The sequence below is a fragment of the Sorangium sp. So ce834 genome (genome assembly GCF_051521425.1).
Taxonomy (GTDB): domain Bacteria; phylum Myxococcota_A; class Polyangia; order Polyangiales; family Polyangiaceae; genus Sorangium; species Sorangium cellulosum_D.
In genome coordinates this window covers 8,782,182-8,795,696 of the sequence record NZ_CP150351.1, presented here as the reverse complement: position 1 = coordinate 8,795,696, position 13,515 = coordinate 8,782,182, and the positions used below count along the sequence as shown (strand labels likewise).

The window sequence follows — 13,515 nt, the reverse complement described above, 5'->3', positions numbered from 1 at the left end:
ATTCTCCTGGGCGGCCGTCGTCCACTCGGCCGAGCTCGGGCGCATCGCCGTCGAGACGCTCGAGGCGAGCTCGGCGCCGTCGCTGACGTGGAAAGCCGGCTTAGCCGCCGGGAAGCGCCGCTCGCTGGGGGCGCCGCTCGCTCGGGGCGGCGACTGGTGGAGGAGCGGCCGCGGATCGAGGTGGACACCGGGATCCCCAGCGACCCAGCACGAACGCGACGGCCGCAGAGGTGCCGCACGGTTGCATCGAGCTCGACCGGCGCCGAGACTCGGGGCGCCCCTGACCAAAGGAGGGTATCTCATGGGTTATCGCAATCTCAGCCCCCAGGCGATGGTCAACATCTCCGCGCCGTGGCTCGATCCGGCGCAGGATCGGAAGGTCTTCACGTCGCTGCCGCTGCTCGCGCCGCTCCTGCCAGCGGTCGAGGAGGCGCACGGTCGGATCCTGACCACGCAGCGGCTCGGCTCCAGCCTGCAGCAGCAGGCGAAGGCGCTCATGGAGCGCGCCCTCGCGCTCGACGCCACGCACGACCGCAAGCTCCGCGGGGCGTACAACTACCTCGGCGCGCTCGCCGAGATGACCGACGATCCCGAGCTCGCCGCGGCGCTCCTCGACCTGCGCGATCGGCTCGCCCCGGCGGGGCTCCGGGCGATCTCGCGCAGCTATGGCGACCAGGCGGGCGACGCAAAGCTGCTCCGGTCGCGCCTCGACGAGGCCTCGGAGAAGCTGCTCAAGAAGCTGAAGACGCCCGAGGGGCCGCTCGCGCAGGTGGTGGACGCCTGGGTCGCGGCCGCGCTCGAGATCGAGAAGGTGGAGGCGCAGCGCGAGCAGCTCGCGCTGAGCGCCCCGTCGAACACGGACGGCGCGACGCCGCGTGAGGTGCTGAACGCCCGCAACGCCTGGATCCGCATGGCCCGCGCGGTCGAGACGAACCTCGCCCTCGAGAAGACCGCGAGCGCCGAGGCCGTCGACCGCCTCCTCGGCCGGCTCCGCCGCGAGTCGGCCCGGGCCGACCGGCGCGGGCGCAAGGGCGGCGCCGAGGCCGCGGCCGAGCCCGCGCCGGCCGACGACGCCGCGCCGCCCGCCGCCGACGCCGTCGCCGACGCGGACGATTCCTTCGACGGCGCCTGAGCCCGGCGCTCCTCACCTCCTCGGCACGAGCACCACGCCCGCGCCAGGGCGCGCGAAGGTTGGGCACCTTGCTCGAACTGCCGTCCTCCACCCCGTTGAGGTAAGCCATCTTTCTTTTTTTGCCGCCTGCCAGGGGGTGCGAGGCTGTCCACTTGCGCCGATCGGTGGTCGGTGGCGATCTCGAGGAAGATGTCTCACGCCGAAGCGCCTCCAGGCGGCGATCTCAAGTAAGGTGTCTTACGCCGAAGCGCCTCCGGGCGGCGATTGCGAGTAAGAGGGCTTACGCAAGATCGCCACCGGGCGGCGATCGCCGAGAGTTGGTTTGCGCCGAGCGCCGCCGGGCGGCGATCTTGAGTAAGAGGGCTTACGAGAGAGCGCCGGCGGGCGGCGATCGCCGAGAGTTGGTTTGCGCCGAGCGCCGTCGGTCGGCGATCGAGGGAAAGGGGGCTCGCATCCGAACGCCGCCCGGCGGCGCTCGCCGGCAGTGGATTGGCGCCGAGGAGCCGCCCGGCGGCGCTCGCTGGCAGTGGATTGGCGCCGAGGAGCCGCCCGGCGGCGCTCGACGGAGCACGGCGACGTCCCGCTGCTCGGCGTGCGGTCCTGCGGCGCGCCCGTCCTCTCGACGCTGCTCCTCTGCCCCGCCGGCCACGCCGAGGCGAGCCCCGCGCCGCTCGCCGCCTGCGTCGCCATGACCGCAGGCGGGCTCGCACAGGCCGCGCCAGCGAGCCCCGCGCGGCGCGCCGGACAATTAGTTGTATTGACAATTAATTCTTCTGCGGTACGCTCGGCCATCATGCGCGACCAGTTCACGGCCGAAGGGGGGATCCTCCTCGACAACGCCCTCAGCTACTGGGTCGCGCGCGTGTACCTCGCCTCCCGCGCCGCGATGTACCGGCGCTTCCGCGCGCACGGCGTCGAGATCACGCCCGAGCAGTGGATGGTCCTCGTCCGCCTGTGGGAGCAGGAGGGCGTCACGCAGACGCACCTGGCCGAGCGCACCTTCCGGGACGTGCCCACGATGAGCCGGATCCTCGCGCTCATGGAGCGCGACGGGCTCGTCGAGCGGAGGCACGACCCGACGGACCGGCGCGCCCGGCTCGTCTACCTCACCGCGCGCGGGCGCACGCTGCGCAAGGCGCTGTCGGGCGAGGCCAAGGCCCTCGTGGACGCGCTGCGCGCCGGCATCCCGGAGGACGATCTGCTCACGACCCGGCGCACGCTGCAGCGCATCCTCGCGAACCTCGAGCCCGAGGGCTGAGCGCGGCCCGCCCCCCGCCCGCCTCATCATCCCCAATTGATTGCATTGACAACCAATTCAGGAGACACCCGCATGACCCAGACCGCTGCTTCCCCTGCCCAGGCCGCCGCATCCCCTCATTTCCCCGCGCACACGCTCGACACCGCGCCCGCGGCGGCCCGCGCCGCGCTGGAGCGGACCTCGCGGAAGTTCGGCTTCCTGCCGCTGCCCTCGGCGCGCTTCGCGACCTCGCCGCTCCTCGTGCGCGCCTTCGACGAGCTCCTCTCGGTCTTCGAGGGGGCCACGCTCTCGCCGGTGGAGCGCGAGGTCGTGGTGATGGTCGTCGCCGGCGAGAACGGCTGCGATCTCTGCCGCGCGATGCACCGCGGGCTGCTCCTCCGCGCGGGGGCGCCCCCCGAGGTCGCCGCGGCGCTGTTCGAGCGGAGGCCGGCGCCCGACGCGCGCCTCCAGGCGCTCGCGGCGTTCACCGAGGCGACGCTGCGCGAGCGCGGCCAGGTCTCGGACGCCGATCTCGACGCCTTCCTCGGCGCGGGCTTCACCGCCGAGCAGGCCCTCGAGGTGATCGTCGGCATCGGCACCTACACGCTGTCGACGTTCGCGAACCGGATGACCCGCACCCACGCGCTGCGCTGACGCGCCCGGAAGCGCGGGCGCTCGCCGCGATCGCGGGCCGCGCTCGCGATGGGTCACGCGCCGCGGAGCGGGCGCAGCTCCTCGCCGACGAGGCCCGCGGTCGCGCTCGGCGTCGCGAAGACCCCCGGCTCCTCGCCGGCCGGCGCCCATTGCCCCGCGCACATCAGCGCGCCCCCCAGGATCTCGGGCTGCGCCGCCGGGCGCACCTGCACGTCGTCCGCGTGGACGCTCACGTTGACGTGCACGCGCGCGTCCGCCCCCGCGCGGCGGACCACCGCCTCGTGCAGCGCCGCCGCGACCCGGAGCGCCGCGCGCCGCTCGTCGCGCTCCGCGTCCGCCCCGGCCGGCAAGAGGCGCACGCCGAGCACCTCGTTGCCGGTCGTCGAGGCCAGGATGAACCCCGCGCGCTCGAGCTGCGACTCGGCCGTGTCGAGCACCTGCCCGATGTCCGCCGCGAGCGCGTCGTCGAGATCGTCGGAGCCGCCGCGCGTCCTCACCTCCAGGTACACGCCCACCGCCGGCTGCGTCGGATCCGGCCCGCCCCTCGTCCCCGACGCGGGCTCGCCGATCGCCTCCCGGAGCGCCCGCACCAGCTCCTCGACCGAGCCGAACCGCCGCTCCCGCCGCTTCTCCATACAGCGAAGCACCACCGCGTCGAGCTCGAGAGGAAGCGGCACCCGCAAGCTCGGGGGCATCGGCGGCTCCTCGAGGTGCTTCCGCACCATCTCATCCATGTCATGTGTGTGGAATGGTAATCTTCCGACCAACATGCGATGGAGGAGCACTCCGAGCGCATAAACATCCACCCGCGCATCGATGGGGCCGCCCAGGATCTGCTCGGGCGCCATGATCGATGGCGTCCCGGGCATTCTTCCGGCGGTGGTCAGCCAGGTCGAGCCCTCCTCGGGCCCCATCAATTTCGCGATGCCGAAGTCGAGCAGCTTCACGGTCCGTGGTTTGCCGGAGCAGATGAAGATGTTGCTGGCCTTCACGTCGCGGTGAATGATGCCGGCGGCGTGCGCGGCCCCCAGCGCCGCGCAGATGGGCTCGAACAGCTCGAGCGCCTCCCGCGGCGCGAGCCGGGTTTCGGCCCTGATCAGCGCATCGAGCGTCTGCCCTTCCAGGCGCTCCATCACGTAGAACGGCTGATAGTTGTTCAGCTCACCTACTTCGTAAATTTCTACGATGTTTGGGTGGGAGATGAGGCGTAATGCCTCGATCTCGCGCGCGAAGCGCTCGACCACGCGGCGCGAGTGGGCTACCGCCTCGCTCAGCACCTTGACCGCGGCGGGCCTCCCTGAACGGGCGTGCCTCGCTGCATAGACGACCCCGCAGCCGCCGCGCGCGATGAATCCTTCGAGGATGTATTCGCCGGCCAGGGTCCCCGGCGGGAGCTCGCCGCGCGCGCTGGCCCGCTCGACCTCCGAAAATGGCCTCGTCTCGTCCTCTTTCGTCATCTTGCCCCACCGTGCGGCGCGTCACGGGCCGCGGCGCGCGCGCGCTGCTGTCCCCTTCGAGGATGATCTTGATGAACCGGTATACTCAGGAGCGTTTCTAAATGGTAACTTAAACTTGGCCGCACCTCGACACTGAACCGCCGGCCGGGACCCGTCGCTGAAAGGGGGAACAAGATGTTCCTTTGCTGGACACGGACTGTTGCGCTGCTCGCAATACCTCTGGTTACTACCGCCTGCATCGGGGCCGAGATCGACGACGAGACCGATGAAGAGCTCGAGGAGCTCATCGGCGAGGCGGAGGGCGCCGTCGTGGCTGGGAACGGCGCCCTGTCCAATATCATCAACCGGAACGCGCTCCTCTCCGGCGCGCTCACCCCGAGCCATCTCGGCGCAAACGCGCTCAAGCCGAGCGCGCTCAGCGCCGCCGCGCTCGCAGCCATCCAGGATCCAGGACCTCAGGGCGCCTTGTCAAGGCAGCTCCTCCAGTACGTCGTGAGCTGTGCGCTCCGGCCAGACCAGTCGTTCTCGTTCACGTGGACCGACAGCGGCGGGGCGAGCCGACAGGAGACGTACAGCGGCTACCTCGGGATCGTGGACTGGTGGGTGTACGGCCCGCTCACGGATCCCTTCTACCAGCGCTACATCTCCGCGTGCCTCGCCGCGCGCACGAACTATTACGGCGTCCCGGTGATGATCTCCCTGCGCGCGAGCCAGGTATCCATGGGCTCCTCGTGGTCCGAGCGCTCGAGCTACTCGGTCAGGGAGGGCGCGTTCTGGGGCAACCTGTTCACCTCGACGCCCTACCTACGGGCCTGCTACTCGCCGGCAGGCGTCGCGCGCGCGCGGGCGCTGAAGCGTGACTGTGCGGCAGGTCACATCGGGGTCGACCCGGCGACCGGGGGGCCGATCACGGAGCCGTGCGGCCCCATCGCGCTCGCGGGCTCGTGCGATACTGTGTGCGAAGCGGTGGTCGCCGACGGCGGCTTCTACTCCCAATGCCTCGACAACCCGGCGATCTCGTCCTCGGCGCGCACGGATGTGGTGATCACGTCCTTCCTGCCGCCGTAAAATGCGGCATGGGCTCCGAGGTCCAGCGGAACCAGGATCCCGAGCGCGCCCCTCCGGAACATCGGCGCTGCCCGTCGTGCGGGCGGCGGAACCAGGGTTCGTGCCCCGAGTGCCCGCCGTCCGAGCTGCATCGCTACGACGAGGCGAGCCCGCCGGACATCACCGAGGTCGTCCCCGTCTCGCTGCCTCGCTTCCCGGGCTACCGGACGCGCAGGGTCCTGGGGCAGGGCGGCTTCGGCACCGTGTTCGAGGCCGAGCCGGAGGGCGGCGGGGAGGCGGCGGCGATCAAGCTCGCGCGCGCCGATCGCCGCGGGGCCGCCCCGCGGCTCCGGCGCGAGATCGAGGCGCTCCTCGCCGTGGGGCCCCCCCACGTGCCGGCCGTGCACGCGCGCGGCGCGCTGGACGACGGCTCTCCGTACGCCGTGCTCGACCTCGTCGCCGCGCCCACGCTCGCCGCGCGCCTCGCCGCGCGGCCGGCGCCGCGGCTCGACGAGGCCGCCCAGCTCGGCCTCGCGACGCTCGCGGCCCTCGAGGCCGTCCACGCGCGCGGCTACGTGCACTGCGATCTCAAGCCCGAGAACATCTTCGTCGATCGCTCGGGGAAGGCGACCCTCATCGACCTCGGCATCGCCCGCGTCGTGGGGCGGCGCGACGGCGCGCAGGACGACGATCTCGCCCTGGGGACCGCGGAGTACATGGCGCCGGAGCAGTCCGCCGGGCGCGCGGATCTCGACGCGCGCGCCGACATCTACGCGATGGGCGTCATCCTGTACGAGCTCTTCGCCGGCCGGCCTCCGTTCTGGGGGCCGCGCGCGGTGGTGCTGGAGGAGCACCGGAGCCGCAGGCCGCCGCGCCTGTCGGCGCGCGCGGCCGTGCCGCGGGCGATCGAGCAGGTGGTGCACCGGTGCCTGGCCAAGGAGCGGGGCGAGCGGTTCGCGAGCGCGACCGAGCTCCGCGCCGCGCTGGAGCGCGCGCTCGGGGACGAGCTCACGGCGAGCGAGCACGGCGGGCCTCGCTCTCTGGCCGGCGCCGAGCGCCGCGCGGTGGGGCTCCTGTTCTTCGAGGGCGCGGCGGATCGGATGGCCGTGCAGCGCAGGGTCCGGGCGCTCGGCGGCGAGCTCGCGCACGCGTCCGGCGCTCGCTACGCGGCGGTCTTCGGCCACGAGGGCGCGGCGAGCCCCGCGCGCCACGCCAGGCGCGCGGCCGACGAGCTCCTGCGCGCGGGGCTGTGCGAGCGGGTGCTCATCGATCTCGCGCCCGTGTCGGTCCAGGCCCGCCCCGGCGGGGCGCGGCGCTTCCTGAGCCCGCTCTTCTCGCGCGCCGAGCGGTGGCCCTCCGCCTCCGGGCCGCCGGGGCCGTTCCTCACGCCCGCGGCGGCGGCCGCGCTCCCGGAGGCGTCCCTCGCCGCGCCGGAGGACGATCGCGCAGGCGACGGCGAGCCCCGGCCCGGCGACGACGCGCGGGAGACGACGGGCCCCGGCGCGCTCATCGGCCGCCGCGAGGTCCTCGAGCACCTCGTCCACGGCGCCGAGGAGGCGCTCCGGCTGCGGCAGCCCACGGTCGTGTCGGTGATCGGCGAGCCCGGCTACGGCAAGAGCCGCCTCTTCGTCGAGCTCGTCAGGCAGCTCCGGGAGCGCCTGCCCCACGCCAGGCTGATCGACCTGCGCGGGCGGGAGCCGACGAGCGGCGTCGCGGACGCGACGCTCCAGGAGCTCGTGCGCGAGGCGCTCGACATCCCCGAGGCGCCCCCCGAGAGCGGCGTCCGCGCGGCGCTCGCGGAGCGGCTCGGCTCCGCGCTCGGCGAGGAGCTCGGATCGGGGCTGGCGATGGCGCTCGGATGGGTGGACGAGCGGACGGGCGGCGAGTTCTTCCGCGACGTCGAGGCGCTCAAGGCCGTGCCCGGCGCGCTGCGCTCGGCGTGCGTGCGCGCGGCGGGCGAGTGCCTGCGCCGGTGCGCTGCGGCCGCGCCGGTCGTGGTCGTCCTCGACGACGCGCAGTTCGCGCACGAGGCGACGCTGGCGGCGCTCGAGTACGCGGCGCTCGGGGACGGGGCCGCGCCGCTGTGGGTCTGCGCGATGGGGCGCCCCGCCTTCGCCGAGGCGCAGCCCTCGTGGGGCGAGCGGGCGGCGCGGCGCGAGGTCGTGCGGCTCGACGCCCTCGACCCGGACAGCGCGCGGGCGCTCTGCCGGCGCCTGCTCCTGCCCGCGCGGGACGTGCCGGAGTCGGCGATCGATCGCCTGATCGAGCGGGCGCAGCGGGTGCCGCTGCTCCTCGTCGAGCTCGTGCACGGGCTCAAGCGCGAGGGGATCCTGCGCCGGCACCCGCGGGGCGACGCGTGGTACCTGGCGACCGACGAGCTCGAGCGCCTCCCGGCGCTGCCGCTCCTCGATCCGCTGGCGCAGGGGGAGATCGAGGCGCTCGGGCCGGCCCTCGGGGCGCACGCGCGGCTCGTCTCGCTGCTCGGCGCCGAGGTGTCGCCCGACGAGATCGCGGGCGTGCTGGGCCACCTCGATCGGCGCGGCGAGGGCGCGGCCTTCCCGCTGGACGCGCGGGTCGGGACCGAGCGGCTGCTCAAGGCGGGCGTGCTCGTCGTCGATCGGAAGGGCCGGCTCGGGTTCCGTCACGCGCTGATGCGGGAGGCGATCGCGCAGGGGGTGGCCGAGGCCGAGCGGCGGCGGATCCACCTGGCCGCGTACGAGCACCACCGCGAGGCGGCGCACGAGAGCCGGGAGCAGCGGCGGTTCAAGATCGCCTACCACGCGGCCGAGGCGGGGCTCTCGGCGGTGGCGGAGGCGGCCTACCTGGAGCTGGCCGAGCGGGCGCGGGCGCGGCACGCGTACATGGAGGCGGAGCTGCACTACAGCCGCGCGCTGGCGCAGCCGGCCCCGGATCGCGGCGCGCGGCGGAGGTCGGCGTACCGGGGCCGGGGCCTGATGCGCTACCGGCTCGGCCGCTACCACGACGCGCTCGGGGATCTCGCGCGCGCGCGCGCGATGGCGATCGAGGAGGGGGAGGCGATCGAGCAGATCGAGATCCTGCTCGACGAGGCGATCACGCTCGACTGGATGGACGACTTCGGGCGATCGAAGGAGCGGGTGGAGCAGGCGAAGGCGCTCGCGAGCGGCGAGCTGCCCCCGGCGCTCTCGGCGCGGCTGTCGATGGGGGTGGCGCTGTCGCTCCACCGGGAGAGCCGGGAGGAAGAGGCGGCGCGGGAGTTCGAGCGCGCGGCGGCGCAGGCGGAGGCGCTCGGCGACGAGGGCTACGAGACGCTGGTGGTGTCGCTGCTCGTCCTCGGCTTCATCTACCAGGGGCTGAGCAAGCTGGATGAGGCGGGGGCGGCGCTGGAGCGGGCGATCCGGATGTGCGAGGCGCGCGGCGATCTCCTGCACCTCGGGCCGGCCATCAACAACCGGGCGCTCCTGCGCGCGTGCCTCGGCGACAACGAGGGCATGATCCTGGACATGTGCCGTCTCCTCGCCCTCTCGCGCGAGCTGGGCCTCGGGGCGATGGAGCTCATGGGGGAGTTCAACCTCGGCGAGTACCTGTACATGGTGGGCAACCTCGAGATGGCGATGCCGCACGTGGAGCGGGCCGCGCACCTGGAGCGCCAGCAGCGGGGGGAGGAGGCGCGTCCCTGGGCGCAGCTCCTGCAGGCGAGGCTGCTCCTTTATCGAGGCGACGAGGGCAAGGCGCGGGAGATCATCGAGACCATCCGGGCCCAGCAGGGGAAGGCGATCGCCGCGGGGCGCGGGGGCATGGAGATGGCCCCCGCGGAGGAGGTGCTGTGGTCGATGATCGACCTGGCGACGCGCGACGCCACCGACGAGGAGTGGGACGAGCTCGAGGGGCGGTCCGCCCGCTGCTCCGTGGGCCAGGAGCAGATCGAGGTGATCGAGGCGCGGGCGCGGGCGCGCTCGCGCCGCGGCCGCGACGCCGAGGGGAAGGCGGCGCTCGCGCGGGCGATCGAGGCGGCCGAGAGGATCCCCAACTGGATGAGGGAGCGGCTCGAGCGGCAGCGAGGGAGCTAGGAGCCCGGCGGGCCGCGAAGTACAGGGGGAGCGCTGATGCGCGCTTCGGACGTGGTGGAGGGGCGGTTCGAGATCGAGCGCCTCGCGGCCTCGGGCGGGATGGGGGACGTCTACCGCGCGCGCGACCGGGGGTCCGGGCAGGCGGTGGCGCTCAAGGTGCTGCAGGGCGCGAGCGCCAGCGAGCTGCGCCGGTTCGCGCGGGAGGCGGAGGCGCTCGTGACGCTCCGGCTGCCGGGCGTGGTGCAGTACGTGGCGCACGGAGCGACCGGCGCAGGGCAGCCGTATCTGGCCATGGAGTGGCTCGACGGCGTGACCCTGGAGGAGCGGCTCGCCGCCGCGCCGCTCGCGCTCGCCGAGAGCGTGGCGCTGACCGCGCGCGTGGCGGAGACGCTCGGCGCCGTGCACCGGCTCGGCGTCGTTCACCGCGACCTGAAGCCGAGCAACCTGATGCTCGTGGGCGGCGCGGTCGAGCGCGTCACGCTGCTCGACTTCGGCATCGCGCGCGACCTCCGGCTCGCGCAGACCCTCACGGCGCCCGGCGCGGTGCTCGGCACGCCCGGGTACATGGCGCCCGAGCAGGTGCGCGGCGACGCGCCGGTCGACGCGCGGGCCGACGTGTTCGCGCTCGGGTGCGTGCTGTTCCAGTGCCTCGCGGGGCGGCCGCCGTTCCTCGGCAACGGCGCGCTCGCGCTCCTGATGAAGGTCGTCCTGGAAGAGCCGCCGCGGCTCGGGGAGCTGCGCGGCGACGTCCCGGAGCCGCTCGAGCGCCTGGTGGCGCGGATGCTGGCGAAGGCGGCGGGGGAGCGGCCGCGCGACGGCGCCGCCGTCGCGGCGGAGCTCGCGGCCGTGGCCGGCGCAGGGCCGTCCGCGGGAGCGAGCGCGATCGCGGCGCCGGCCGCGCCGGGCGAGGCGATCACGACGGCCGAGCGCAAGGTGATGTGCGTCATCCTGGCCGAAGACGGCGGCGCCGAGGCCGGCGCCACGCTCGAGACGCTCACCGACGCGGGCGGCGCCGCGCGGGCCGAGGCGCTGCGGGACATCGCGGCGCGCCACGGCGGGCGCCTCGATCGGCTGCAATCGCGCTGGCTGCTCGTCGCGCTCTCCGGCGCCGAGCCGCCGACGGACCTCGCCGCGCGGGCGGCTCATTGCGCGCGCGCCTTGCGGACGCCGCTCGGCGCCGTGCCCATGTCCGTCGCGACCGGGTTGACCGAGGTCGAGGGCAAGCTGCCGGTCGGCGAGCTTGTCGATCGGGTCGCGCAGCTCATGGCCGGGCGCGATGGCCCTGCGGCCGGGGAGATCCGGCTCGACGACGCGACGGCCAGCCTGCTCGCGAGCCGCTTCGAGACATCGCAAGGGCCCGGCGGGAGCTGGCTTGGCCGACCGAAGGAGGAGCCGGACACCGTGCCCCGGCTCCTCGGCAAGCCGACGCCCTGCGTGGGGCGCGAGCGCGAGCTCTCGCAGCTCGCGACCGAGTGGCGCCATTGCGTCGACGAGCCCTCCGCGAACGCGGTGGTCGTCGTGGGCGCTCCTGGCCTCGGCAAGTCGCGCCTCGCCTGGGAGTTCCTCCGCACGCTCGAGGAGCGGGGCGAAGCCGTCGAGACCTGGATCGGCAGGGCCGACCCGGTGGCCGCCGGGTCGGCGTTCGGCCTGCTCGCGCGGGCGCTCCGCCGCGCCATGGGCATCCGCGACGGCGAGCCGCTGGAGGTGCGGCGGCGCAAGGTGCTCGCCCGGGTGGAGCGGCTCGAGCGGCGCGGGGACGAGGGCGCGCGCGTGGCGGCGTTCCTCGGCGAGCTCGTGGGGGCGGCGTTCCCCGGCGACGGCGACGTGCAGCTCCGGGCGGCGCGGCAGAGCCCGAGGCTGATGAGCGACCGCCTCCGCGAGGCGTTCGAGGACTTCGTGCGGGCCGAGTGCCAGCGGAAGCCGGTGCTGCTGGTGCTGGAGGATCTGCACTGGGGCGATCTGCCCACGGTGACCCTGGTCGACGCCGCGCTCCGGCACGCGAGGGACCTGCCGTTCTTCGTGCTGGCGCTCGCGCGTCCGGAGGTCGACGGGCTCTTTCCTGCGCTGTGGAGCGAGCGCAACGGCCTCCGGCTGCGGCTCGCGCCGCTGCCGCGGCGCGCGAGCGAGCGGCTGGTGCGCGAGGTGCTCGGCGACGGCGTGGGGGCCGAGCTGGTGGAGGAGCTGCTCGCGCGCGCCGAGGGCAACGCGTTCGTGCTGGAGGAGCAGATCCGCGCGGTCGCCGAGGGCCGGAGCGCGGGCATTCCCGAGACGGCGCTGGCGATGGTGCAGGCGCGGCTCGAGGCGCTGGACGTCGAGGAGCGGCGCGTGCTGCGGGCGGCGAGCGTCTTCGGCGAGACGTTCTGGGAGGGCGGGGCGAGGGCCCTCGTGGGCGGCGCGCCGGTCGCGCCGCGGCTCGCCGAGCTCGCGCGGCGGGAGCTCGTGGTGCGGCGTCACGAAGGGCGCATCGCCGGCGAGGTGGAGTACGGGTTCCGCCACGCGCTGATCCGGGAGGCCGCCTACGGCATGCTCACCGAGCGCGATCGCCGCGTCGGTCACGCGCTCGCGGGCGACTGGCTGGAGCGCGCCGGGGTCGCGGACGCCATGGCGCTGGCGCAGCACTTCGAGGTCGGCGGCGCGCCGGCGCGGGCGGCGGACGCGTACCTGCGCGCCGCCGAGGAGGCGCTCCGCGGCAACGACCTGGCCACGGCGCTGGAGCGAGCCGAGCGCGGTATCGGCTGCGGTGCGGCCGGAGGCACCGCCGGAAGGCTCCGCGGCGTCCAGGCCGAAGCCCATGGATGGCGCGGCGAGGCCGCCCTCGCCGTGGAGCGAGGGACGGAGGCGGTCGAGCAGCTCGATCGCGGCTCGAGCGCATGGTTCTCGGCCATCGGTCAGGTGGCCATCGCCGCGTCCAAGCTGGGATGCCTCGACGACGTCGAGCGCTGGATGACGGCGGCGGTGGGCGCGCCGGCCGCGGACGGCGCGCAGGGCGTCAAGCTCACCTGCGTGGTCGAGGGCGCGACCGTGCTGATCCTGGGGGGGCGCTACGCCGAAGGGCTCGCCCTCGTCGAGACCGTCGAGCGCGCCCTCTCGCAATCAGACGCGCAGGACGAGGCGCAGGACGTGAAGCTGCGCACGCACCTCCAGGAGGCGCGCTGTTACCACGCGATGTGCGTCGGCGATCTGAGCGCCGGCGCGAGCGGCCTGGAGGCCGCGGTGCTCGCCTTCGAGCAGGCCGGCGATCGCCGCAACGCCTGCAGCAACCGCGCGAACCTCGGGTATGCCTACGCGGAGCTGGGCGACTTCGAGCGGGCGGAGCTGACGCTGCGCGCGGCCCGCGAGGAGACCGACCGGCTAGAGCTGCAGGATCTGAAGCTCATCGTGGAGTCGAGCCTCGCGAGCGTCCTCGCGTGCCGCGGTCAGCGGGCCGAGGCGCGGGCGCTCGCCGAGGCGTGCGTCGCGCAGAGCCGGCAGGCGAGCGGCGCGCGCGCGGAGATGATCGTCCGCTCTTGCCTCGCGAGGGTCGCCCTCGCCGCCGGCGACCTCGAGACCGCCGAGCGCGAGGCGCGCGCCGCCGTGGCGCTCTCGCCCGCCGTGCCGACGCTCGGCGTGCAGGCCTCCGCCGTCCTCGCGCGCGTGCTGCTCGAGCGCGGCCGCGTCGACGAGGCCGTCGGGACGGCCGCCGAAGCGAGCGACATGCTGGCGTCGTTCGGCGCCATCGAAGAGGGCGAGTCGCTCGTCCGCCTGACGATCGCCGAGGCGCTCTCGGCGCACGGGCGCCGTGAGGAGGCCGCCGCCGCGATCGCAGCCGCCAGGGCGGCCCTGCTCGCGCGCGCCGAGAAGCTCCGTGACCCGACGTGGCGCGAGCGCTTCCTCCGGGATGTCCCGGACAACGCCCGCACGCTCGAGCTCGCGCGGCGGTGGCTCGACGGCTGACGCAGC

The 13,515-nt window shown here is 74.5% G+C and carries 7 protein-coding genes; 6 read left to right on the top strand and 1 reads right to left on the bottom strand.

The window, feature by feature from the left end:
- Window positions 1-301: 301 nt before the first annotated feature.
- The 3 genes from WMF20_RS31965 (at window position 302) to WMF20_RS31955 (ending at window position 3,023) form a co-directional block, all read left to right on the top strand.
- Window positions 302-1,132, top strand: a complete 831-nt coding sequence (locus tag WMF20_RS31965) for a hypothetical protein (protein WP_437605650.1) — start codon at window positions 302-304, stop codon at window positions 1,130-1,132.
- Between the two features lie 793 nt (window positions 1,133-1,925).
- Window positions 1,926-2,390 carry a MarR family winged helix-turn-helix transcriptional regulator gene (locus WMF20_RS31960; protein WP_437605649.1) on the top strand — a complete coding sequence of 155 codons (465 nt, stop codon included), beginning with the start codon at window positions 1,926-1,928 and terminating at the stop codon, window positions 2,388-2,390.
- Window positions 2,391-2,462: 72 nt separating this feature from the next.
- Complete coding sequence (locus WMF20_RS31955) at window positions 2,463-3,023, top strand: carboxymuconolactone decarboxylase family protein (protein ID WP_437605648.1); 561 nt, start codon at window positions 2,463-2,465, stop codon at window positions 3,021-3,023.
- Window positions 3,024-3,076: 53 nt separating this feature from the next.
- Here the strand turns inward: WMF20_RS31955 and WMF20_RS31950 are convergent, their stop codons facing one another.
- Entirely contained in the window at window positions 3,077-4,480 is a 1,404-nt protein-coding gene (locus WMF20_RS31950; RefSeq protein ID WP_437605647.1) for a serine/threonine protein kinase, read from the bottom strand.
- A gap of 309 nt (window positions 4,481-4,789) precedes the next feature.
- Between WMF20_RS31950 and WMF20_RS31945 the strand changes: the two genes are divergently transcribed.
- Genes WMF20_RS31945 through WMF20_RS31935 form a run of 3 tightly spaced genes read left to right on the top strand, consistent with a single transcriptional unit; the run spans window position 4,790 to window position 13,509 of the window.
- Complete coding sequence (locus tag WMF20_RS31945; RefSeq protein ID WP_437605646.1) at window positions 4,790-5,548, top strand: hypothetical protein; 759 nt, start codon at window positions 4,790-4,792, stop codon at window positions 5,546-5,548.
- Between the two features lie 8 nt (window positions 5,549-5,556).
- The gene (locus WMF20_RS31940) at window positions 5,557-9,576 is read left to right on the top strand and encodes a serine/threonine-protein kinase (protein WP_437605645.1); all 4,020 of its coding nucleotides are present in this window, start codon (window positions 5,557-5,559) and stop codon (window positions 9,574-9,576) included.
- Between the two features lie 36 nt (window positions 9,577-9,612).
- On the top strand, window positions 9,613-13,509 hold the full coding sequence (locus tag WMF20_RS31935) for a protein kinase domain-containing protein (RefSeq protein WP_437605644.1): 3,897 nt from the start codon (window positions 9,613-9,615) through the stop codon (window positions 13,507-13,509).
- Window positions 13,510-13,515: the final 6 nt, after the last annotated feature.